The 21,867-nt window shown below is 70.5% G+C and carries 18 protein-coding genes; 11 read left to right on the plus strand and 7 right to left on the minus strand.

What is annotated here, in order from left to right:
* Positions 1-195: 195 nt before the first annotated feature.
* On the minus strand, positions 196-1,596 hold the full coding sequence (locus FHY02_RS06635) for an amino acid permease (RefSeq protein WP_183921023.1): 1,401 nt from the start codon (positions 1,594-1,596) through the stop codon (positions 196-198).
* 291 nt (positions 1,597-1,887) lie between these two features.
* Here FHY02_RS06635 and FHY02_RS22890 point away from each other — a divergent pair, with 291 nt between their 5' ends.
* Positions 1,888-2,565 (plus strand): DVUA0089 family protein, encoded by a 678-nt coding sequence (locus tag FHY02_RS22890; RefSeq protein ID WP_260172656.1) that lies wholly within the window; start codon positions 1,888-1,890, stop codon positions 2,563-2,565.
* A gap of 101 nt (positions 2,566-2,666) precedes the next feature.
* Here the strand turns inward: FHY02_RS22890 and FHY02_RS06645 are convergent, their stop codons facing one another.
* Positions 2,667-3,113 (minus strand): CoA-binding protein, encoded by a 447-nt coding sequence (locus FHY02_RS06645; protein ID WP_183921024.1) that lies wholly within the window; start codon positions 3,111-3,113, stop codon positions 2,667-2,669.
* A 120-nt stretch (positions 3,114-3,233) separates the two neighbouring features.
* Complete coding sequence (locus FHY02_RS06650; RefSeq protein ID WP_409314223.1) at positions 3,234-4,184, minus strand: Mrp/NBP35 family ATP-binding protein; 951 nt, start codon at positions 4,182-4,184, stop codon at positions 3,234-3,236.
* Positions 4,185-4,250: 66 nt separating this feature from the next.
* Here FHY02_RS06650 and hflK point away from each other — a divergent pair, with 66 nt between their 5' ends.
* The 5 genes from hflK (at position 4,251) to FHY02_RS06675 (ending at position 10,712) form a co-directional block, all read left to right on the plus strand.
* Entirely contained in the window at positions 4,251-5,357 is a 1,107-nt protein-coding gene (gene hflK / locus FHY02_RS06655) for a protease modulator HflK (RefSeq protein ID WP_183921026.1), read from the plus strand.
* A complete protein-coding gene (hflC, locus tag FHY02_RS06660; RefSeq protein ID WP_183921027.1) occupies positions 5,357-6,232 on the plus strand; it encodes a protease modulator HflC in 876 nt (291 codons plus the stop codon). Before hflK ends, hflC begins: the two co-directional genes overlap by 1 nt.
* A 102-nt stretch (positions 6,233-6,334) precedes the next feature.
* Complete coding sequence (locus FHY02_RS06665; protein WP_221190363.1) at positions 6,335-7,882, plus strand: Do family serine endopeptidase; 1,548 nt, start codon at positions 6,335-6,337, stop codon at positions 7,880-7,882.
* A 471-nt stretch (positions 7,883-8,353) separates the two neighbouring features.
* Positions 8,354-9,988: a helicase HerA-like domain-containing protein gene (locus FHY02_RS06670; RefSeq protein ID WP_183921028.1), complete on the plus strand. Its 1,635-nt coding sequence runs from the start codon at positions 8,354-8,356 to the stop codon at positions 9,986-9,988.
* Positions 9,989-10,196: 208 nt separating this feature from the next.
* A complete protein-coding gene (locus tag FHY02_RS06675) occupies positions 10,197-10,712 on the plus strand; it encodes a phosphoribosyltransferase (protein WP_183921029.1) in 516 nt (171 codons plus the stop codon).
* Between the two features lie 47 nt (positions 10,713-10,759).
* Here the strand turns inward: FHY02_RS06675 and FHY02_RS06680 are convergent, their stop codons facing one another.
* Positions 10,760-11,716 (minus strand): isopenicillin N synthase family oxygenase, encoded by a 957-nt coding sequence (locus tag FHY02_RS06680; RefSeq protein ID WP_183921030.1) that lies wholly within the window; start codon positions 11,714-11,716, stop codon positions 10,760-10,762.
* A gap of 108 nt (positions 11,717-11,824) precedes the next feature.
* Here FHY02_RS06680 and FHY02_RS06685 point away from each other — a divergent pair, with 108 nt between their 5' ends.
* From FHY02_RS06685 to FHY02_RS06700, 4 genes are read left to right on the plus strand one after another with little or no spacing between them, the layout of a single operon-like run.
* Entirely contained in the window at positions 11,825-13,063 is a 1,239-nt protein-coding gene (locus FHY02_RS06685; RefSeq protein ID WP_183921031.1) for a multidrug effflux MFS transporter, read from the plus strand.
* Between the two features lie 57 nt (positions 13,064-13,120).
* Complete coding sequence (locus FHY02_RS06690; RefSeq protein WP_183921032.1) at positions 13,121-13,459, plus strand: DNA primase; 339 nt, start codon at positions 13,121-13,123, stop codon at positions 13,457-13,459.
* A complete protein-coding gene (locus tag FHY02_RS06695; protein ID WP_183921033.1) occupies positions 13,456-13,764 on the plus strand; it encodes a hypothetical protein in 309 nt (102 codons plus the stop codon). Before FHY02_RS06690 ends, FHY02_RS06695 begins: the two co-directional genes overlap by 4 nt.
* A 47-nt stretch (positions 13,765-13,811) precedes the next feature.
* On the plus strand, positions 13,812-14,303 hold the full coding sequence (locus tag FHY02_RS06700; RefSeq protein WP_183921034.1) for a hypothetical protein: 492 nt from the start codon (positions 13,812-13,814) through the stop codon (positions 14,301-14,303).
* Positions 14,304-14,416: 113 nt separating this feature from the next.
* Here FHY02_RS06700 and FHY02_RS06705 read toward each other — a convergent pair whose 3' ends face one another.
* A complete protein-coding gene (locus tag FHY02_RS06705) occupies positions 14,417-15,703 on the minus strand; it encodes a homoserine dehydrogenase (protein ID WP_183921035.1) in 1,287 nt (428 codons plus the stop codon).
* A gap of 439 nt (positions 15,704-16,142) precedes the next feature.
* Between FHY02_RS06705 and FHY02_RS06710 the strand changes: the two genes are divergently transcribed.
* Complete coding sequence (locus FHY02_RS06710) at positions 16,143-18,098, plus strand: OPT family oligopeptide transporter (protein WP_183921036.1); 1,956 nt, start codon at positions 16,143-16,145, stop codon at positions 18,096-18,098.
* A gap of 166 nt (positions 18,099-18,264) precedes the next feature.
* On the opposite strand, the gene FHY02_RS06715 is transcribed toward FHY02_RS06710, so the two are convergent.
* Entirely contained in the window at positions 18,265-19,545 is a 1,281-nt protein-coding gene (locus FHY02_RS06715; RefSeq protein ID WP_183921037.1) for a glycoside hydrolase family 130 protein, read from the minus strand.
* Positions 19,546-19,590: 45 nt separating this feature from the next.
* Positions 19,591-21,864, minus strand: a complete 2,274-nt coding sequence (locus tag FHY02_RS06720) for a glycosyltransferase family 4 protein (protein WP_183921038.1) — start codon at positions 21,862-21,864, stop codon at positions 19,591-19,593.
* Positions 21,865-21,867 lie beyond the last annotated feature (3 nt).

Here is a 21,867-nt window from a genome sequence, read left to right on the forward strand (position 1 = left end):
CTGAGTGACATGGGAGCTGCTCGCGACGAGACCAGCGTGTAGTTCCCCGGCGAAGGCCGGGGCCCAGTCGGGGGGAGCGGCGGTGTGTTTCGCCAGCGTTCCCCAACTGGGCCTCGGCCGTCGCCGCGGAGAAGTAGTGGTAAGGAGCCGCCGCTTATCCCCTTCTTCGCGTCGTCGCGTCTTCGCGTGCCCGCTCTACGCCGCCGCCGCGATCGCCGCGCGGCGGCGCCCCCACAGCAGGTAGACCGCCAGGCCGAACAGGTTCCACAGCAGAAAGTAGAGCTGTGTCCGCTGCGGCAGGCTGAAGAAGAGGTAGGCGCAGCCCAGCACGCCGATCGCGCCCACCAGCGGCGCGGCCGGCGTGCGGAAGCGCCGCTCGGCGTCGGGCGCGCGCCGCCGCATCACCAGCATGCACACGCACACCGCGACGAACGCCGCCAGCGTCCCCGCGTTGGCGAGTGCGGCGATGGCGTCGATCGGCATCACCCCCGCGATCACCGCCACCAGTATGGCGGTCAGCATCGTGATCCGCACCGGCGTACCGCGCTTCGACACCTTGGCGAGCGCCTGCGGCAACAGCCCGTCGCGCGCCATCACGAAGAAGATGCGGCTCTGCCCGAACAGGAAGCCGAGCAGCACGGTCGGCAGCGCGATCACCGCGCTGGCGGCGAGGAAGGTGGCGAAGCCGGGCCGGCCGATCCCGCGCAGGATCAGCGCGAGCGGCTCGGGCGAGTCGGCGAAGCGGGAGAAGTGGAGCGCGCCCACCGCCGCGACCGCGACGCCCATGTAGATCACCACGCACGCCAGCATCGAGCCGACGATCCCGATCGACAGGTCCCGCCCCGGGTTCTTGGTCTCCTCCGCCGCGGTGGAGATCGCGTCGAAGCCGTAGAAGGCGAAGAAGATGATCGCCGCCGCCGCCATCACGCCGCGCTCGCCGCCGTCCGCGCTCACCGACTTGGCAAAGCCGTAGGGCATGAAGGGCTCTAGATTGGCGGCGTCGAAATGCGGCACCGCCACCGCGACGAACACCGCGAGCGCGACGAGCTTGATACCGACCAGCACCGCGTTGAGCGTCGCGCTCTCCTTGGTGCCGAGCGACAGCAGCCCGGCGACCACCGCGATGATGAACACCGCGGGCAGGTTGACCACGCCGCCGAGCTCCGGCCCCTGGGTGAGCGCGACGGGGAAGCCCAGCGGGGTGAGCAGCGCCGAGGCATAGCCCGACCAGCCCACCGCCACGGTCGACACCACCAGCGAATACTCGAGGATCAGCGACCAGCCGATCACCCAGGCGATCACCTCGCCCAAGACGACGTAGCTGTAGGTATAGGCGCTGCCCGAGGCGGGAATCATCGTCGCCATCTCGGCATACGCCAGCGCGGCGCAGGCGCAGATCGCGCCGGCGATGACGAAGGAGAGGATCACCGCCGGCCCGGCGCGCTCGGCGCCGACGCCGATCAGCGTCAGGATGCCGGTGCCGACGATCGCGCCGACGCCGAGCGCGACGAGGTGCGGCCAGGACAGAGTGCGCGCGAGCACGGTGCCGCCGCGGTGATCGATCGCGACCGGCTTGCGCCGGAACAATGTGGACATGAACCCTCCCTCTCGTGCCCCGGGTCGTAACAGAGGCGCTGATGCGCAGCGAGGGGCGGCGTGCGCGGCAATGGCCATTCGTCGACGACCGATTCGCCCCGCACGGCGCAGGTCATACCAATGTATGGTCGATCTCGCCCTTTCGGCGAGCGCCTCTCCCATCATTGCCGCGGCGCCTAGCGCCTCAGTGGGATAGTTACCCGGCGACCATGCGAGCACATGGCTCAGGTGGCGGAGGCGCCCGCACCCGACGCCATTTCGCCGTGATAAAGGGAGAGCACCGTGACACGCATGTTCGCCGTCGCCCTGGCCGCCGCCGCCTCGATCTGCTCGCCGACGGCGAAGGCCGCCGACTTCTTCTTCGAGGGAGTTTTCCACAACGACGATGACGCGCAGCGCATCCTCTTCTCGCTCGCCCAAACGTCGACTGTCACCTTTCGCAGCTACTCCTACGCCGGCGGTACGACCGACACAGGCCATGTGGTCGCCGCGGGCGGCTTCGATCCAATTTTCCTGCTGTACGACCTCACGGCGGGCACCGGGATCGATCAGCAGGACGACTCGGCCTTTGCCCCGGCCGATCCGGTCACCGGCGCCCGGTTCGACATACGGTACGAGCGCGAGCTCGGACCTGGCGACTATGCCGCCTATGTCACTCAGTATGACAATTTCGGCGGCGGCTCGCTGGGCACCTTCGTCAGAACGGGGCAGCCCGGCTTCACCGCGGTCAATTGTCCGGGCCGCGATCCGCTGCCCGGCGGCGACGGCCTGTTCTGCGATATCAGCGGGGCGCAGCGAACAGGCAATTGGGCGGTCGAGATCACCGGCGTCGACGTCGCACGAGACGGCAATTACGTCAGCGCGCCCGCCGTGCCGGAGCCTGACACATGGGCCATGATGATCGGCGGTTTCGCGCTCGTGGGCGCCCGGCTACGCCGCCGCGATCGCCGGGCCGCCACGAGCGCCTGATCCCCTGAGCCGCTGGCGGCGGTCAGGAGGAGCGTCGCGGACATACACGTTCCACTCTGCCCGTCACGTCAGCCACGCAGGCGGAGGGTGACGCGATCGGCCTAATCCGCCGCGGCACGCCCGCCCCGCCGTTCCACGCCCAGCCGCGGCAGCTCGATCGCGGGGCAGCGGTCCATCACCACCTTGAGCCCGGCGGCCTCGGCGCGCGCCGCAGCGGCCTGGTCGATCACGCCGAGCTGGAGCCACACCGACTTGGCGCCGATGGCGATTGCCTGATCGACCACCTCCCCTGCCGCCGATGAGCGGCGGAAGATGTCGACCATGTCGATCGGGTCGCCGAGCTGCGCGAGCTCGCGGAAGACAAACTCGCCGTGGATATGCTCGCCGGTGAGCTGCGGGTTGACCGGGATGACGCGGTAACCGTGCGCCTGAAGCGTCTTCATGACGCCGTTGGAGGGGCGGTCCGGCCGGTCCGACGCGCCGATCAGCGCGATCGTGCGGGTCTCCTCGAGCAGCTCACGGATATCGTCGTCGGCGGTCAGCGGCATCGGCGCTCTCCTTCGTCGCGGCGCGCATGGCGCACGTCTGTAACCGAACGAGCGGCTCGGGTGCGGGTTGCGCGCCGGTCGTATGTGGCCGACCGATCCCGTACACCGGGCGCACCCCGCTCAGTTCGCCCTTAACCACTCCGCCACCTGCGCCGCGACGGGTGCGAACACGCGGTCGTCGTCGCGCGCTGCCGGGGGCTCCCCCGCGTCGGAGGCGATCCGGATCGCGAGATCGAGCGGCACGCGCCCGAGGAAGGCGATCCCCGCCTCCCGCGCCGCCGCCTCGGCGCCGCCGCGGCCGAACGGGTCGGACACCTCGCCGCAATGCGGGCAGGCATAGCCTGCCATATTCTCGACCAGCCCGATGATCGGCACGCCCGCCTTCTGGAACAGGTCGATCGCGCGCCGCGCGTCGATCAGCGCGAGGTCCTGCGGGGTGGAAACGATCACCGCGCCGGCGGGGCGGTGCTTCTGCACCATGGTGAGCTGGACGTCGCCGGTCCCGGGCGGCAGGTCGACCACGAGCGTGTCGGTGAGCCCCCAGTCGGCGTCGATCAGCTGCCCGAGCGCCCCCGCGGTCATCGGTCCGCGCCACGCGATCGCGCGGCCGGGCTCGACCAGCTGCCCCATCGACAGCAGCGGCACGCCATAGGGCGTCGCCACGGGCAGCAGCACCTTGTCGCGCGCCTCCGGCCGCGTCCCTTCAACCGCCATCAGCCGCGGCTGCGACGGGCCGTAGATGTCGGCGTCGACCAGCCCCGTCCGCCGCCCGGCGCGCGCCAGCGCGATCGCGAGATTGGCCGACAGCGTCGACTTGCCGACGCCTCCCTTGCCGCTCGCCACCGCGATCAGCCGGCGCTGCGCCCGCTCGGCGGTGACCACGGTGCGCACCTCATGGCCCGGCCGCGCCGCCGCCATGCGCACCGCCGCCTCCAGCGCGTCGCGCGCGGGCGCGTCGAGCCCGCTGGCGTCGATTACCACGCCGATCCGCTGCCCTTCGATCCGCACCGTCGCGCGCTCGCCCGCGACCGCGCGGACCGCCTGCCTCACGTCATTCTCGTCCATGGACATGATCCGTTACGCCTCGTGTCGCGGCTTGCCACTGTTTTTCGGCCGATCCGCACTTATAAAGGCGGGATGATCATCTCGCGACGCTGGCTTCGGCGCCCCATCCCCCTCGCCGCACAGAGTAACGGACCCTGGGGGAACGACGACAATGTCGGTCCGCGCAACCCGTGGTCGGTCCCGCCCGGCGCGAAGCGCAGCGGCGCCAAGCCGACCGCGCTCGACGAATTCATCCGCCGCGCCCGTGGCGGCGGCGGTGGTGGTGGTGGCGAGGGCGGCGGCGGGCCGCAGCTGCCGCTCGGCGCCAACGCGCGGATGCTGTGGCTGCTCGGCGTCGCCGTGCTGGTGGCGATCTGGCTGGTACTCACCTCGATCCACCAGATCGGGCCGCAGCAGCGCGGCGTGGTCACCTATTTCGGGCGCTACTCGGGGATGCTCGAGCCGGGCATCCGCGTGACCCTGCCCGCGCCGATCGTCAACGTCACCAAGGTGGACGTCGAGCAAGTCCGCACCGACGAGTTCCCGCGCGACGGCGGCGAGACCGTGCTGACCGGCGACCAGAACATCATCGATCTGGCCTATACGGTGCGCTGGCGCGTCTCGGACGCGCGCAATTATGTCTTCGAGATCAAGGACCCGCAGGAGACGGTGCGCGCCACCGCGGAGAGCGCGATGCGCTCGGTGCTGGCCACCACCACGCTCAACCAGGCGATCGGCGCGGGGCGGACCGAGATCGAGGCGCGCGTCGCCGAGACGATGCAGCAGATCCTCACGAGCTATCAGGCAGGCGTGCAGGTCCAGGGCGTGTCGATCAAGCAGGCGGCGCCGCCGTCGCAGCTCGCCGACGACTTCAACGCGGTGACCGCGGCGCAGCAGGAGGCGGTGGGCAACCTCAACAACGCGCGCTCTTACTCGCAGCAGGTGATCGCGCGCGCGCAGGGCGAGGCCTCGGCGTTCGACCAGGTGTACGCGCAATATCGCCTCGCCCCTGAGGTGACCCGCCGCCGCATGTATTACGAGACCATGGAGGCCGTGCTGGCCAAGACCGACAAGACGATCGTCGAGACCCCGGGCGTGACGCCGTATCTGCCGCTCGACCGCGGCCGCCGCTTGCAGGAGCCGAACGCGACCGCCTCGGGCACCGCGCCGGCGCAGCCGGCCAGCGGGGGAGCGCGCTGATGCCCGTCTGGCTCCGCAATCCCGTCGCCGCCGGCCTGCTCGCGCTCGCGCTGGTGATCATCGCCGCGGCGACCTTCGCGATCGTCCCCGAGACGCAGCAGGCGGTGGTACTCCGCCTCAACAATCCGGTGCGTCTGATCAACCAGTGGCAGCCGGGCCAGTCGATCGGCCGGACCGGTGCCGGCGTGATCGCGCGCATCCCCTTCGTCGACAAGATCGTCTGGGTCGACAAGCGCGTGCTCGACGCCGATCTCGACAACACATTGGTGCTCTCGACCGACCAGCTCCGGCTCAACGTCGACGCCTTCGCGCGCTTCCGCATCGTCGACCCGCTGCGCGCGGTGACCTCGACCGGCAGCACCTCGAACACCGAGGAGCGGGTCGCCGACCAGCTCCGCCCGCTGCTCGGCACCGCGCTGCGCAACGAACTCGGCAAGGTGCCGTTCGCGACCCTGCTCAGCCCGGAGCGCGGGCGCGTCATGGACGAGATCCAGGAATCGCTCGGCCGCTCGGCCAAGCAGTATGGCGCCGAGATCGTCGACGTGCGGATCAAGCACGCCGACCTGCCCGACGGCAGCCCGCTGGAGAGCGCGCTGCAACGCATGCGCACCGCGCGCCAGCAGGAGGCCAACACGATCCGGGCGCAGGGGCAGAAGCAGGCGCAGATCGTCCGCGCCGAGGCCGACGCGCAGGCGGCGCGGATCTACGCCGACGCCTTCAGCAAGGACGCGGACTTTTACGATTTCTACCGCGCCATGCAGAGCTACCGCCACACCTTCGGTGCGGACGGCGGCCAGCCGCCCGAGGGCAGCACCAACATCATCATGAGCCCGAACAACGGCTATCTGCGCGAGTTCGAGGGCGGGCGGCGATAGAACCCGCGGCGATGTCGCGCGTTCATATTCAATCGACGTTCATCGCTTGTTCGGCACAGGACGTAGCGTTCCCGCTTTATTCGACAGGGTGATTCAGAGGACATGAAGAAAGTGCGTTACGCCTACGCCCTCACCGGCGCCCTTCTCCTCGGCGGCACCGCGGCGTCGCTGACGCTGCAGAACCCCGCCACCGCCCAGGTCGCGCAGAACGAGCCCGGCGCGATCAGCGCCTCCGCTCCGCGCGCGGGCGCGCCGATGAGCTTCGCCGATCTCGTCGCGAAGTTGCAGCCTGCGGTGGTCAACATCTCCACCACGCAGAAGGTGACCGTCCAGCAGTCGGCCAACCCGTTCGCGGGCACACCGTTCGGCGACCTGTTCGGCCAGTTCGGTGGCGGCGGCGGCGGTGCGCCGGTGACGCGCGAGGGCACCTCGCTCGGCTCTGGCTTCCTGATCTCGGCCGACGGCTATGTCGTGACCAACAACCACGTGATCGCTCCGGCCTCGCGCGGCGCGACGGTCGAGTCGATCACCGTCACCTTGCAGGACCGCAAGGAATATACCGCCAAGCTCGTCGGTCGTGATCCGACCAGCGATCTCGCGGTGCTCAAGATTACCTCGCCCACCCCGCTGCCGTTCGTCCGCCTTGGCGATTCGAGCCGCGCGCGCGTTGGCGACTGGGTGGTCGCGATCGGCCAGCCGTTCGGTCTCGGCGGCACCGTGACCGCGGGCATCGTCTCGGCGGTGCATCGCGCCACCGGCGGCGGTCCGTTCGATACGTTCATCCAGACCGACGCCGCGATCAACCAGGGCAATTCGGGCGGCCCGATGTTCAACCTTAACGGCGAGGTGATCGGCATCAACAGCCAGATCTACTCGCAGTCGGGCGGCAATATCGGCATCGGCTTCGCCATCCCGACGACCGAGGCCAAGCCGATCATCGACACGCTGGTGAAGGGCCAGGCGATCAAGCGCGGCTATCTCGGCGTCAGCATCCAGGCGGTCAATGCCGACATGGCCTCGGCGCTCGGCCTGCCGAAGGATTCCGGCGAGATCGTCGGCCGCGTCGAGCCTGCCGGTCCCGGCGCCAAGGCGGGTCTGCGCGCGGGTGACGTGGTGACGGCGATCAACGGCCAGGCGGTGACACCGGAGAAGACGCTCTCCTATCTCGTCGCGAATGCCGCGCCGGGCTCGACGATCAAGCTCGACGTGATCCGTGACGGCAAGCGTCAGTCGCTCAACGCCACGGTGGGCACGCGCCCGTCGGAGGACCAGATGGCGGCGCTCACCGGCGGCGGCGGCGGCGACGACGACGACAGCTTCGGCGGCGGCGACGACAGCGAGCAGGCGGCCCCCGCTTCGAGCTCGCTCGGCATCACGGTGCAGCCGCTGACGCCGCAGATCGCGCGCTCGATCGGGGTCGACTCGACCGTTCAGGGCGTCGTGGTCGCGGCGACCGACCCGTCGAGCGACGCGGCACAGAAGCTGCGCCGCGGCGACGTGATCTCCTCGGTCAACTCGCAGCCGGTGCGCAGCGCGGCCGACGTGGCGCGTGTCGTGGCGGCGGCGAAGGCGGCGGGCCGGCCGCAGGTGCTGCTCAACGTCACGCGCGGGCGCCAGGTCGGCGGCTTCGTGGCGGTGAAGATCAAGTAAGGCGGTATCGCCTGATCGGTCCCGGGAGGGTCGCCGCGCCGAGGGGTGCGGCGGCCCTTCTCGTGTGAGCGGTCGAGGATGGCGGCGCGGCGCGAGACCCGTGGGTGGCTGAGACGCGTCGACGCGGACACGAGGTTCGCCGCGGCCCCTTCATGGCTGCGCCTCCCTCGTCGCACCCGATCCGTCCCCCCACCGTCATTCCCGCAGCGGCGGGAATCCAGACGCGCCAGGCTGCCGGCTTGCTCGCGAACGTCGGCGTCTCTGGATCCCCGCCCGCGCGGCGATGACGAACGAGGAGGAGCGCCGTTACGCGGTGAGGCCACGGCATCCGGCGTGCGGATCAGACGATCTGCAGGCCGGCATCGTCGCCCCCGACCGGGCAGCGCGTTGCCGCCCGCCCGCTCCCCCGTGACGCCGCCCGCGCCGCATCCTATGACATAGGTGAGCGAGACCAGCGGCAGGAGCAGAACCTTGGCGGACGGCATCTTCATCGGCGCGAACGCGGGCGGCGCGCAGCCGCAGTGGCTCCAGCTCGCGCGCGCCAACCGCCACGGCCTGATCGCGGGCGCGACCGGCACCGGCAAGACCGTCACGCTCCAGGGCATCGTCGAGGGCTTCTCGCGCGCGGGCGTCGCCTGCTTCGTCGCCGACGTGAAGAGCGATCTCTCCGGCCTCGCCATGCCTGGCGCGGCGACCGCCAAGACCCACGCCGCCTTCGCCGCCCGCGCCACCGAGATCGGGCTCACCGACTGGTCCTATGCCGCCTGCCCGGTGCAGTTCTGGGACCTGTTCGGCGAGCAGGGCCACCCGGTACGCACCACGGTGAGCGAGATGGGGCCGCTGCTGCTCGCACGGCTGATGGGGCTCAACGAGGTGCAGGAGGGCGTGCTGACGATCGCCTTCCAGCTCGCCGACGAGGAGCATCTGCTGCTGCTCGACCTCGACGACCTCCAGGCCGTGCTGGCGCATTGCGCCGAGCGCGCGCAGGAGCTGACCGCGCGGTGGGGCAACGTCTCCAAACAGTCGGTCGGCGCGATCCAGCGCTCGCTGCTGCAGCTGCGCAGCCAGGGCGCGACCCACTTCTTCGGCGAGCCCGCGCTCGAGCTGGGCGACCTGCTCGGCCACGACGACCAGGGCCAGGGCCTCGTCAACGTCCTCGCCGCCGACAAACTGATGGCGGCGCCGCGGCTCTACTCCACCTTCCTGCTGTGGCTGCTGAGCGAGTTGTTTGAGCAGCTGCCCGAGGTGGGTGATCTCGACAAGCCCAAGCTGTGCTTCTTCTTCGACGAGGCGCACCTGCTGTTCGACGACGCGCCCGACGCGCTGCTCGACAAGATCGAGCAGGTGGTGCGGCTGATCCGCTCCAAGGGCGTGGGCGTCTATTTCATCACGCAGAACCCGATCGACATCCCCGACAAGGTCGCGGGCCAGCTCGGCAACCGCGTGCAGCACAAGCTCAACGCCTTCACCCCGCGTGACCAGAAAGCGGTGCAGGCGGCGGCGCAGACCTTCCGCGCCAATCCCGGGGTCGATGTCGCGGGGGCGATCACCGAGCTCAGGACGGGCGAGGCGCTGGTGTCGCTGCTCCAGGCCGACGGCTCGCCCAGCCCGGTCGAGCGCACGCTGGTACGGCCGCCGGCGAGCCGCGTCGGGCCAGTGACGCCCGAGGAGCGCAAGGTGCTGCTCGCCACCGACGCGGTGGGCGACCGCTACGACACGCTGGTGAACCGCGAGTCGGCGGAGGAGCTGCTCGCCGCCAAGACGCAGGAGGCCGCCGCCGCGCGCGCCGCCGCGACCGCGCAGGACGAGGCGAGCAAGGCCGCCGCGCTCCAGGCAAAGGAGGAGGCGCGGCAGGCGCGCGAGCGGATCACGGCGCAGCGCGAGGCCGAGCGCGCGCAGCGCGCCGAGGAACGTGAGCGCGCCAACGACCCGTGGAACCGCGCGATGACCTCGGCGACGCGATCGGCCTCCTCGGCGCTGGGGCGAACGGTGGCGAACGAGGTGACCAAGGCGGTGCTCGGCGGCGGGCGACGCGGCGGCGGTGCGTCGGGCGGTCTGATCGGCTCGGTGGTGCGCGGGGTGCTGGGGGGATTGCTGCGGCGGTGAGCCGTGGGGGTGGTTGTTCGGCCAGTGCCCCCAGTGCTTCATCGTAGAGGCTCCACCCCGGCGGACGCCGGGGTCCAGGTGGGCGACCTCAGTGGCTCCCACACGAACCTTCCCAACTGGGCCCCGGCGTCCGCCGGAGCGGTGCATGAGCTAAGCGTGCCCCGCCACCCCCCTCGCCCGCGCGCGCCATCGGCGCTACACGCCCGCGATGCCGATCTACACCGCCATCACCCACGCCGACCTGGTCGCCGCCGTCCGCGCGCTGGCCGACTCGCTCGCCGCCGCCGACTGGGCGCCGGCGCATCTCATCGGCATCGGCCGCGGCGGGCTGATCCCCGCGGTCTATCTCAGCCACGCCACCGGGCTGCCGATGCTGGCGGTGGATTACTCCTCCCAATCGGAGGCGCTCGCCGCCGAGGCGATCGAGCGGCTGGCCGCGCGCAGCCGCGCGGGCGAGCCGCTGCTGTTCGTCGACGACATCAACGACTCGGGCCGCACCATCGGCCACCTGCGCGATATGCTCGCGCGCGCCGGCGCGGCCGAGGGCAGCGTCCGCTTCGCCACGCTGATCGACAATGTCGGCTCGGCGCAGCGGGTCGATTATGCCGCGCGCGTGATCGACCGTGCGGTGACCAAGGACTGGTTCGTCTTCCCCTGGGAGGCGATGGCGCCCGACAGCGCGATCGCCGCCGACGCCGCGGAGCGGCCTGAGCGAATCGCCTGAGGGTGGGATGACGATCCTCCCCACTAGGCGGAGAGGATTGCCCCACGCTATTTCTTGATCAGCCCGATCTCGACCAGCCGCTCGTGGAGGTAGCCGTTGGCGGTGATCGGCGTCGGGTAGCGGTCCGGGTTCGCCGCGCTGATCGTCTGCGGCAGCGTCTCGATCAGGAAGTCGGGCGCGGGGTGCAGGAAGAAGGGCATCGAGTAGCGCGAGTGGCCGCGGCGCTCGGGCGGCGGGTTGACGACGCGGTGCGTGGTCGAGGGCAGCACGTGGTTGGTCAGCCGCTGCAGCATGTCGCCGACATTGACCACCATCGCCCCCGCCGGCGGCTTGATCGCGAGCCAGCGCCCGCTGTCGCGCTCGAGCAGCTCAAGCCCCGCCTCCTCGGCGCCGAGCAGCAGGGTGATCAGGTTAATGTCCTCGTGCGCACCCGCGCGCACGCCCTCGGCGTCGGCCGGGATCGGCGGGTAATGAAGCAGGCGCAGCACCGAGTTGCCGTCGCGCACCGCCGGGTCGAACCAGTCCGGCGCGAGCCCGAGGTGACGCGCGATCGCCGACAGCAGCCGGTCGCCGGCGCGGTCGAACGCCTCGAACAGCGCGAGGAACGTGTCCTTGAACCCCTCGGGCCGCGCCGGCCAGACGTTGGCGGGCATGTCCGCGGCATAACGGTGCCCCGCCGGCAGCTCGCGCCCGACGTGCCAGAATTCCTTGAGGTCGACGTGGCGGGCGTCCTTGGCGATCTCGGTCTTGAACGGCGTGTAGCCGCGCGCGCCGCCGGCGCCGGGGACGTGGTAGCCGCGCTTCTCCTCTTCGGGCAGCGCGAACAGTGCCGCGGTCTCGGCCCAGGCGCGCTCGATCAGATCCTGAGGCACGCCATGATCGGCGACGATGGCGAAGCCGAAGCGCTCGAAGGAGCCGCCCAGCGCGGCGGCGAAGCCGTCGGGGTCGCGGTCCTGTTCGGCAAGGCTAAGCGTGGGCACCGCGGCGGCGGGGGTATCGAGCATGACGTCGGTCCAATCGGTTGATCGCCGGGCAATAAACCTTCCCGATCCGGGTTGCTACCCGCGCGCGGCGAGGTGACAGCGCGGCACCCGCCACCTAAGGCGCGCGGCATGCCGACGCCCCCCGCCCCGCCCCCCGCGGCTCCCGTCGCCGCGCCGCCGATCCCGCTGCCCGAGTTCGTCGCGCTGATCGCGGCGCTGATGGCGCTGACCGCATTGGGGATCGACTCGATGCTGCCCGCGCTGCCGACGATCGGCGCGGCGCTGGGCGCACCGGGGGCGAACGAGCGGCAATATGTCATCGGCGCCTTCCTCATCGCCTTCGGCGCGGGGCAGCTGCTCCACGGCCCGCTCGCGGACCGGTTCGGGCGGCGGCGCTCGCTGCTCGCCACGCTGGCGGTCTATGCCGTGGCGAACGCGCTCTGCGCGATGGCGGGCAGCTTCGCGCTGCTGCTCGCCGCGCGGATCATCGCCGGACTGGCGATCGCGGCGGCGCGGGTGACGACGGTGGCGATCGTGCGCGACTGTTTCGAGGGGCGCGCGATGGCGCGGGTGATGTCGATGACCTTCATCGTCTTCATGATCGTCCCCGTGCTCGCGCCCGGCTTCGGCACGATCGTGCTGCTGTTCGGCGGCTGGCGCGACATCTTCTGGGCGGTCGGCGGCGCGACCCTGCTGGTGCTCGCCTGGTTCGCGCTCCGCATGCCCGAGACGCTCCACGCCGAGGACCGCCACCCCTTCTCGCTGGCGCGGCTCACCGCGGGGTGGAAGCTGACGCTCAGCGACCGCTGGTCGCTCGGCTACACGCTCGCCGCGACCGCGCTGATGGGCGCGCTATACGGCTATATCAACTCGATCCAGCAGGTGATGGCGGACGTGTTCGGGCGGCCGCGCCTGCTGCTGCTGATCTTCGCCACCACCGCGGGGACGATGGCGGTGGCCAACCTCGCCAACGCGCGGCTGGTGATGCGAGTCGGCACGCGCCGGCTCGGCCATGCCGCGGTAGTGACGCTGATCCTGGTCGCCGGGCTGCACCTGCTGCTGGCGCTGAGCGGGCACGAGACGCTCGTCGGCTTCGCGGTGTTGCAGGCGGTTGCGATGGGCTGTTTCGGCCTCTCCAGCTCGAACTTCTCGGCGATGGCGATGGAGAAGATGGGGCATATCGCCGGCACCGCCTCGAGCGTGCAGGGCTTCACCAGCGTGACGGTGGGCGCTGCGATCGGCGCCCTGATCGGCCAGCGTTTCGACGGCACGACGGTGCCGCTCAACGCCGGCTTCCTGTTCGCGGGCGTGGTGGCGCTGGCGATCGTGCTGGTGACCGAGCGCGGGCGCCTCTTCGCGGCGCGCTGACGGAACCGCGCGCCCTCGCCTGCCGTTCGTCCCGGCATCGTAGATGAGGAGATCGGCATGGGCGGGCAGCATATCCACGGTCAGGGCCCCGGTGACGACGGCTATGACGAGGACGGTTACGACGAAAGCCAGCGCGCCGAGATCCTCGAGGCGACGCGCGACGGTCCGAGCGACGGCACAATCATCACCGACCTTGACCCCGACACCGGCGAGGACGACGAGAGCGAGAACGAGGACGAGCTCGAGATGGTCGACGGCGAGGTCGCCGAGCAGGACGGCGAGACCGACCAGGACGAGGCCGACGTCGACGAGGACGAGGTGCAGGACGAGTTCGACGACGGCAGCGTCGACGACGACGAGCTCGACGATCGCGACGACATCGCGCTGAACCCGTGATCGCGTCGCGCCGCGCGCGTGCCGGCGCGCGCTACGCCAGCCTGATCGCCGCGCCGCTGCTCGGCACCGCCTGCGGCTCGCCGCAGCAGCGCGCGAGCGACGCCGCCATCGTGCGCGCGGCGGCGCAGGCCCAGGCGAGCGTGTCGGCCTATGGAAGGAGCGGCAGTCGGAGCCGCGATGCCGTGCCTGGTGGCGCGGCGTGCGGCGCGGGCCTGCGCAAGGTCGCCGCGGCCGGTCAGATGCCCGAGGGGCGCGTGCTCCCCGGCATCTCCTCTACCACCGGTCGTTGCGCGACGTACCGCTGATCGCGGCAGATTGACCGCGGCGGAGGTCGCGCCCAGGCTGGACGGCGATGCTACCGCTGCTTCTCGCGCTTCAGGCCGCCACGCCCGCCGCGGCACCACCGGAGCGCATCTCGATCCTGGTGCCGGTCGCCGATCAGCGCTGCACGCGCGGCCGCGTCGAGGGCGAGGTGGTGGTGTGCGCCGAGGCGCCGCCCGATCCATTACTGCCGCTCCCTGCCGAGGCAGCACCGGTTGGCCCCGCCGCGGTCAATCCCGACCGCTCCGGTCTCGGCGCGCTGCGGGCAGAGGCGACGCCGTGCGGCGCGACTCAAAGGGGCTGCACCACCGGCGTCAACCTGTTCGGGCTCGGCACCGCGCTGGTGCGCGGCGTGCAGAAGCTGGTCGCGCCCGGCAGCTGCTGCGAGGAAGCGGGCGAGGCGACCAACCCCGGCCTGCTGGTGCGCGACGTCGCCGGCGCGTTGCGGGCCAAGAAGCCGAAGCGCGATGCGGTCGCGATCGACCTCGACGAACCCGTCATGACCGGTCGCGTGCGGCCGTGAGGGACGATGGACGCGCGTATCGGTGACCGGCCCCTACGGCGTGCACGGCACCATGGATCCCGGGTAAAGCCCGGGATGACGAGGGTGGGTAGCGTCGATTGCCCCCGCCGCGATCAGTCGAGCAGGTGCATCCACATCGGCTCGCCGTTCAGGCTCTGCGAGCCGCGCAACCGCTCCAGCGCCGCGGCGACGCAGCGCTCCGGCCCCTCGTGCGTGACGATCGCGACCAGCACGCTGCCGTCGGCGAGCGCGCCGCGCTGGATCAGGCTCTCGATCGACACGCCCGCGTCGCGCATCGCCGCGGCGATCTCGGCGAGCACGCCGACGCGGTCGGCCACCGCGAAGCGGAGATAGGCGCGGCCGCGGCGCTCGCCGCTGGGCGCGGCGGCCGCCTCGGTCAGCGCCGCGACGGGCATGGCGAACGGCGGCCCGAACTCACCGCGCGCGATGTCGATCAGGTCGGCGACAACCGCGCTCGCGGTCGGCCCCTCGCCCGCGCCGGCGCCCTGGAACAGCAGCCGACCGACGAAATTGCCCTCCGCCACCACCGCGTTGGTGGCGCCGGTGACATGCGCGAGCGGGTGATCGAAGCGCACCAGGTGCGCGTGGACGCGCTGGAACAACCCTGCGCTATCGGCCTCGGCGACACCGACGAGCCGGACGCGATAACCCAGCGCCGCGGCCTCGGCGATGTCGGCGGCGAGCAGGTGGCGGATTCCGCTCGCGGCGACCTGTGCGAAAGCGGGCGCGGTGCCGAAGGCGAGGCTGGCGAGAATGGAGAGCTTGTGGGCGGCGTCGACGCCGTCGATGTCGAACGACGGGTCGGCCTCGGCATAGCCGAGCGCCTGCGCCTCGGCGAGGACGTCGGCGAAGTCGCGGCCCTCTGCCTCCATCTTGGAGAGGATGAAATTGCACGTGCCGTTGAGGATGCCATAGACGCGCGCGATCGCATTGGCGGCGGCGCCCTCGCGCAGTCCCTTGATCACGGGGATGCCGCCGGCGACCGCGGCCTCGAACTTGAGCGCGGCACCGCTCGCCTCGGCGGCCCCGGCCAGCTCGAGCCCGTGATGCGCGAGCATCGCCTTGTTGGCGGTGACGACGTGGCGGCCTGCCGACAACGCGCGGCGTGCGAGCGTCAGCGCCGGACCATCGGCGCCGCCGATCAGCTCGACGACAACGTCGGCGTCCGCCTCGGCGAGCGCGGCGGTGTCGTCGACCCAGGCAAAGCGCGAGAGATCGACGCCGCGGTCCTTGCTGCGGTCGCGCGCGGAGACCGCGATCACGTCGATCGGCCGGCCGGCGCGCCGCGCGATCAGCTCGCGGTTCTCATCGAGCACGCGGATCACCCCGCCGCCGACCGTCCCGAGCCCCGCCAATGCCACTCGAAGCGCCTGCGCCATCCGTCGTGCCTCCTGTTTGTCGCCGCCTGCTAGGCGGTCACCGCGGGGCTGTCGAGACAGGTGGATTCCCACCGTCGATTGCAGTTAATGCAATTCGGATTGGAAATATTGCACTTGCGTCATGGCGTGGTGCGATGCACAAAAGCCGTGCCTTTCAGGCATCCTCTCCTAAAAACTTTTCGGCCGGGCTCTGCCCGGCCTTTTTTTTGGACCGCGTCACGGCTAGGGTCCGAGTCGCCGCACTTCTTCGACAAAATAAAATGCGCGGGCAGGATGGATAGGATGCAGCCGGTCGGACCGGCATGCGAGCGGAGGGAGCGACGCAGGGTCGCTCCCTCCCGGGCGGGACCTCGCCCGCCAATGGTCCCGATCTTGGCAGTGTCGGTGAGCGAGCGCACGGCCTCTGTCATCACCCGCCCCGCTGTGCCACGGTCGCGGGATGAACCAATCTCCCGCTGATCTCGGTCGTGCCGGCGCCCCCACCACCGAACTCACCCTCCGCGGCATCCTGCTCGGCGGCGTCATCACGCTGCTGTTCACCGCCGCCAACGTGTACCTCGGGCTCAAGATCGGGCTGACGTTCGCCACCTCGATCCCCGCCGCGGTGATCTCGATGGCGGTGCTGCGCGCCTTTCGCGGCGCCTCGATCCTCGAGAACAACATCGTCCAGACCGTCGCCTCGGCCGCGGGGACGCTCGCGGCGATCATCTTCGTGCTGCCCGGGCTGGTGATGATCGGCTATTGGCAGGGCTTCCCCTTCCTCACCACCGCAGCGATCACCGCCACCGGCGGCATCCTCGGCGTAATGTTCTCGGTGCCGCTGCGCCGCGCGCTCGTCGTCGACACGCCGCTACCCTATCCCGAGGGGCGCGCCGCCGCGGAGGTGCTCAAGGTCGGCGAGGAGAGCCGCAGCGGCAGCAGCGAGAGCGCGCGCGGGCTCACCGCGATCCTCGGCAGCACGCTCGCCTCCGCCGCCTTCGCCATCCTCACCCAGACGCGGCTGATCGCGGCCGAGGCGGCGACCTTCTTCCGCGTCGGCGCGGGCGCGACCGGAGTCACCGGCGGGCTCTCCTTCGCGCTGCTCGGCGCGGGGCATCTGATCGGCCTCTCCGCCGGCATGGCCATCCTGCTCGGTGTCGCGGTCGGCTGGTGGCTGGTGTTGCCGATCCTCACCGCCATGGCGCCGCAGGCGGGCGACGTCGCCGCTTGGGCCAATGGCGTGTTCCGCACCGACGTGCGCTTCTTCGGCGCGGGCGTGATCGGCGTCGCCGCGATCTGGACCTTGATCCGGATCGCCGCGCCCGTCGCCGCGGGGCTGCGCGCCTCGCTCGGTGCCGCGCGCGGCACGGACATGGCGGTGGAGGAGCAGGACCTGCCCTTCTGGGTCGTCGCGGCGGGGACGCTGGCGACCTTGCTGCCGATCGCGCTCCTGCTCCACTCGGTGATCGGCGGCGGACCGCTGGCAGGCAGCGAGTGGCTGCTGATCGTCGGCAGCCTGCTGTTCGTGCTGGTGGTCGGGCTCGTGATCGCGGCGGTGTGCGGCTATATGGCGGGGCTGATCGGTGCGTCCAACTCGCCCGTCTCCGGCATCGGCATCCTCTCGGTGCTCGCCGCGGCGGCGATGCTGGCGGGCTGGTTCGGTCGCGGCGGCGCGCCGGACGAGGTCGCGGCGCTGGTCGCCTATGCGCTGATCGTCACCGGCATCGTCTTCGGCATCGCCACCATCTCCAACGACAACCTGCAGGACCTCAAGACCGGACAGCTGGTCGGCGCGACGCCGTGGAAGCAGCAGGTGGCGCTGGTGATCGGTGTCTGCTTCGGCTCGCTGGTGGTGCCACCGGTGATGCAGCTGCTCTACACCTCGTTCGGCTTCGCGGGCATGCCGGGCGCGGGGCCGAACGCGCTGGCGGCGCCGCAGGCGGCGCTGATCTCCGCGCTGGCGCAGGGGGTGCTGGGCGGCGATCTCAACTGGACGATGATCGGCTGGGGCGCGGCGGCGGGCGGCGTGTTCGTGCTGCTCGACGAGGCGCTCGGGCGCGCGGGCCGGCTGCGGCTGCCGCCGCTCGGCGTCGGGCTGGGCATCTACCTGCCGATGTCGGCGACGCTCACCGTGGTGATCGGCGCGCTGCTTGGTCACTTCTACGACAAATGGGCGGAGCGCACCGGCGATGGCGAAGCGTCCAAGCGACTCGGCGTACTCACCGCGACCGGGATGATCGTGGGTGAAAGCCTGTGGAACGTGGTATTCGCGGGGATCGTCTACGAGAGCGGCACCGACGCGCCGCTCGCGCTGGTAAGCGGGCACGAGCAGGCCGCGCTGGTCGCGGGGACGCTGCTGTTCGCGGCGGTGACCTGGGGGCTATACCGGCGGACGCGGCGGTTGGCGGTGGAGTGAGGGTCACACCGTCATCCCGGCATTGAGCGAGACCTGCTTTTCCCCCTTCGTCATCCCGCGTCTCTCCCGTCGCGGGTTGCTTTCGCGGTGGAGTGGGTCCCGGAACAAGTCCGGGATGACGGGAGAGGGAGCGGGAAGCGTGCTCCGCCGCCCCGCCCCCGGGTTCTCACATCTTGTCGAGCAGCTCGCTGATCGAGACGAAGGCGAAGCCAACCGAGCTGTCGGCGATGCCATAAGGCATGAACAATTTGTCGCCGTGCTTCATCGCGCCGCAGGTGTAGACCACGTTGGGCACATAGCCCTCGCGGTCCTGGTCCGCGGCAGCGAGGATCGGCGAGCGGGTGCGGCCGATCACGCGCGCGGGATTGTCCTTGTCGAGCAAGGCCGCGCCGATCGAATATTTGCGCATCGCGCCGACGCCGTGGGTCAGCAGCAGCCAGCCCTCCTCGATCTCGATCGGCGGCCCGCAATTGCCGATCTGGACGAACTCCCAGGGGAAGACCGGCTTGAGGATCAGCTCGCCCTCGTCCCAGTGGGTGAGGTTGTCGGTCTTGAGCAGGTACAGGTTCTCGCCGTCCTGCCGCCCGATCGAGAGATACTGTCCGCCCACCTTGCGCGGGAACAGCGCGATCCCCTTGTTGCGCGCCGCGCTGCCCGTCATCGGCACGAGGTCGAAGGCGCGGAAGTCGCGCGTGCGCAGCAGCTCGGACTGGATCGTCGCGCCATTGTAGGCGGTGTACGTGCCGAGCCACTCGACGCTGCCGTCGTCGTGCTCGAAATGGACGAGGCGCAGGTCCTCCAGCCCCTTGGACTGGGCGTCGGTGATCGGGAAGATCACCGTGCCCGACAGCGTGCTGTCGCGATGGCGATAGACCGTCACCGGCCCCGTCGGCGGCGCTTCCTCGTCGGTGCCGGTTGCGTCCGTCGCGGTGGCGAAGGGCGGCTCAGGGGCGAGCTTGAGCTCGTTGTCCGAGGTGATGATGCCCTCGCGAAAGGCGACCGAGGAGATATGCCCCTCACCCACCGCGCGCAGGCTCATCAGGATGCGCTGCGCACCGTCCTCCATCCCGCTCTGGTCGGGATGCGGCACCGCGCTGGGGTTCATCAGCGCCGCGGCGGCATAGCTGTATTCGTGGCAGAAATAGGCGCCGATCAGCTGGCGCTTCTCGTCGCTGATGCGGCTGCCGTCGAGCCCGTGTGCCGCCGCGATCTCATCGTAGCGGGTCATGAACACGCGGCGGGTCTGCCAGTGACGCGCCTCGAAGTCCTTGAGCACGAGGTCGAGCTGATCGCGCGCCTCTTGCGGTGGCATGTCGAGCACCTCGGCGATCAGCCGCTCCGATCGGCTGACGCCATTGGCGTTGGCGATCCAGCCGATGTGGAAGGGCCGCACCACGACGCGCGACGGATCGGCATGCAGACGCAGCCGGTGGTTGAACAGCTCCAAGGACCAGCCTCGTCTTAGTGAACGACGGTACGCGCGCGACGCCGCTCAGGCGACGTCGCGCTGCGTCCCTGCCACTTTTCCGACGCGGATTGAAAGCCCCGAAATCGCGCACGAGGCCAATTGCAGCGCCAGGATCGACTCGGCGCCCTGGTTGCGGTTGAGCCCGGTCGGCATCAATCCGTCGAAACAGCCGCCGTCGCGCTGGGTCGCCAGCGGCAGGTCGAGATCGTTGACGCCAAGATACCAGTCGTAGGCGCGCTTGGCCTCATCGTACCAGCGCGTGTCCCCGGTGGCGTCGAACGCCGCGGCGCAGGCGTCGATCGTCGCCTGGGCCTCGAGCGGCTGCTGGTCGAACGGCAGCGGCTCGGCATAGACACGGCCGAAGCTCTCCGAACCGACGGCGCGGAAATGCCCTTCGGGCGCGGTCTGCTTGGCGACGATCCACTCGAGCGTGTCGATCCCGCAGGCGACCAGGTCGGGCCGCTGGAGCGCGATGCCGGCGCGCAGCATCGCCTCGGGCAGACGCGCATTGTCATAGGCGAGCACGATCTCGAACCAGCCCCATTCGGGCCGGCGCGCCGCGTCGAGCAGCTTGAGATGCTCGTCGGGGAAGCGACGCAGGATCTGGGTGGCCAGTTCGTGGCGCGGCGAGGCCTCCAGCATCGCCGCGGCGCCGAGCATCGCGAACGCCTGCGCGCGCGGGCTCTCCAGCTCGAGCGCGAGCGTCGCGGTCGAGTCGAACATCGCGCGCGCCCAGTCACGGTGCTTGGCCTCGTGCGCGTCACGCGCGGTGACGCCCAGTGCCCACAGCGTGCGGCCGTTGGAATCCTCCGAACCGACGTCCTCGCACCAGGTGCGGTCGAAGTTCATGAAGTTGCGGAAGCGCCGAGCCTCGGGGTTCCAGGCATATTGCACGAACGAGGCGTAGATCGTCATCCACTTGTCGCGCGTCGCCGCGTCGAGCTCGGGAACGGCGCTCATCAGCATCAGCGCGCGCGCGTTGTCGTCGATGCAATAGCCGTGGCGGCGGTCGGGCACCGAGTAGATCGAGTGCTGCAACATGCCGGTCGAGTCACTCATCCGCTCGACGGCGGCGATCTCGGGAGGCAACACCTTTGTGTCGGTGTCGCCGCCGCCGCGGAGGCGCCGCGGCTGGGTCGCGATACTCGTCGCGATCTCTTCCATTGCTTGCTCCACTACACGAGGCCAGATCATCGTTCGGCCACGCGCATAGGCACGCGAGGACAGACGTCCGAGGTTGCGGGCGCTGCCCAGAAGATTGTTGATCTCGCGCGCGAAGGCGGCGGAGTCGCGGAAGTCGACCAGCACCCCGTGCCCGTCCGCCAGGATCTCGGTGGCGTGGACATAGGGTGTCGAGATCACCGCCTTGCCGACGCCGACGGCGTAGCTGAGCGTGCCGCTCGTGATCTGAGCCGGGTTGAGATACGGCGTGGCATAGATGTCCGCCGCCTGAAGATGGTCGATCAGTTCGTCGTGGTCGACGAACGCGTCGATGAAGGCGACATTGTCGCCTACGCCGAGCTCGGCCGCGCGCGCCTTGAGCGAGTCCCGATATTTCTCGCCCTCGTGCGCGACCAGATTGGGGTGGGTCGCGCCCAGCACGATGTACATCGCGTCGGGGTTCTTCTCGACCACCGCGGGCATCGCCTCGACGATCGTCTCGATCCCCTTGCCCGGCGCGAGCAGGCCGAAGGTGAGGATCACGCGCTTGCCGTCCCAGCCGAAGCGCGCCTTGAACGCGTCCGGCTCCGCGAACGGCCGGTCGGGCACGCCGTGCGGGATCACCGCGATCGACTTGGGGCTGGCGCCGTAGACGCGCTCGAGGATCTCGCGGCCGCGTTCGGCCATCACGATCACCTTGGAAGCGCGCCGCAGCAACCCCTCCAGTACCGTGCGCTCGGACGCGCTCGGCTTCTCCAGCACGGTGTGGAGCGTCACGATGAGCGGGATGGTCAGCCGGTCGAGCAGCGCGAAGATATGGCCGCCGGCCTCGCCACCGAAGATGCCATATTCGTGCTGCAGCCACAGCACCTGCGCCCCGCTCTCCTCGATCCGGCGCGCGGTGGCGACGTAGGCGGAGAGGTCGTGCTGCGGGATCGCGCCGGTGACTGCCTCGGGATAGGCGTAGCGCCCCGGATGATCGTCCATCGCATAGACGTCGACCTGGGTATCGGGGAAACGTGCACGCAGTGCCTGGTAGGTGTCGGTCGTGAACGTCGCGATGCCGCACTGTCGCGGCAGGAAATTACCGATCAGCGCGATGTGATTGACGTCCTGCGGAACGGCCGACTGGTTCATCCT

This window comes from Sphingomonas sp. BK069, assembly GCF_014193405.1.
Taxonomy (GTDB): Bacteria; Pseudomonadota; Alphaproteobacteria; order Sphingomonadales; family Sphingomonadaceae; genus Sphingomonas.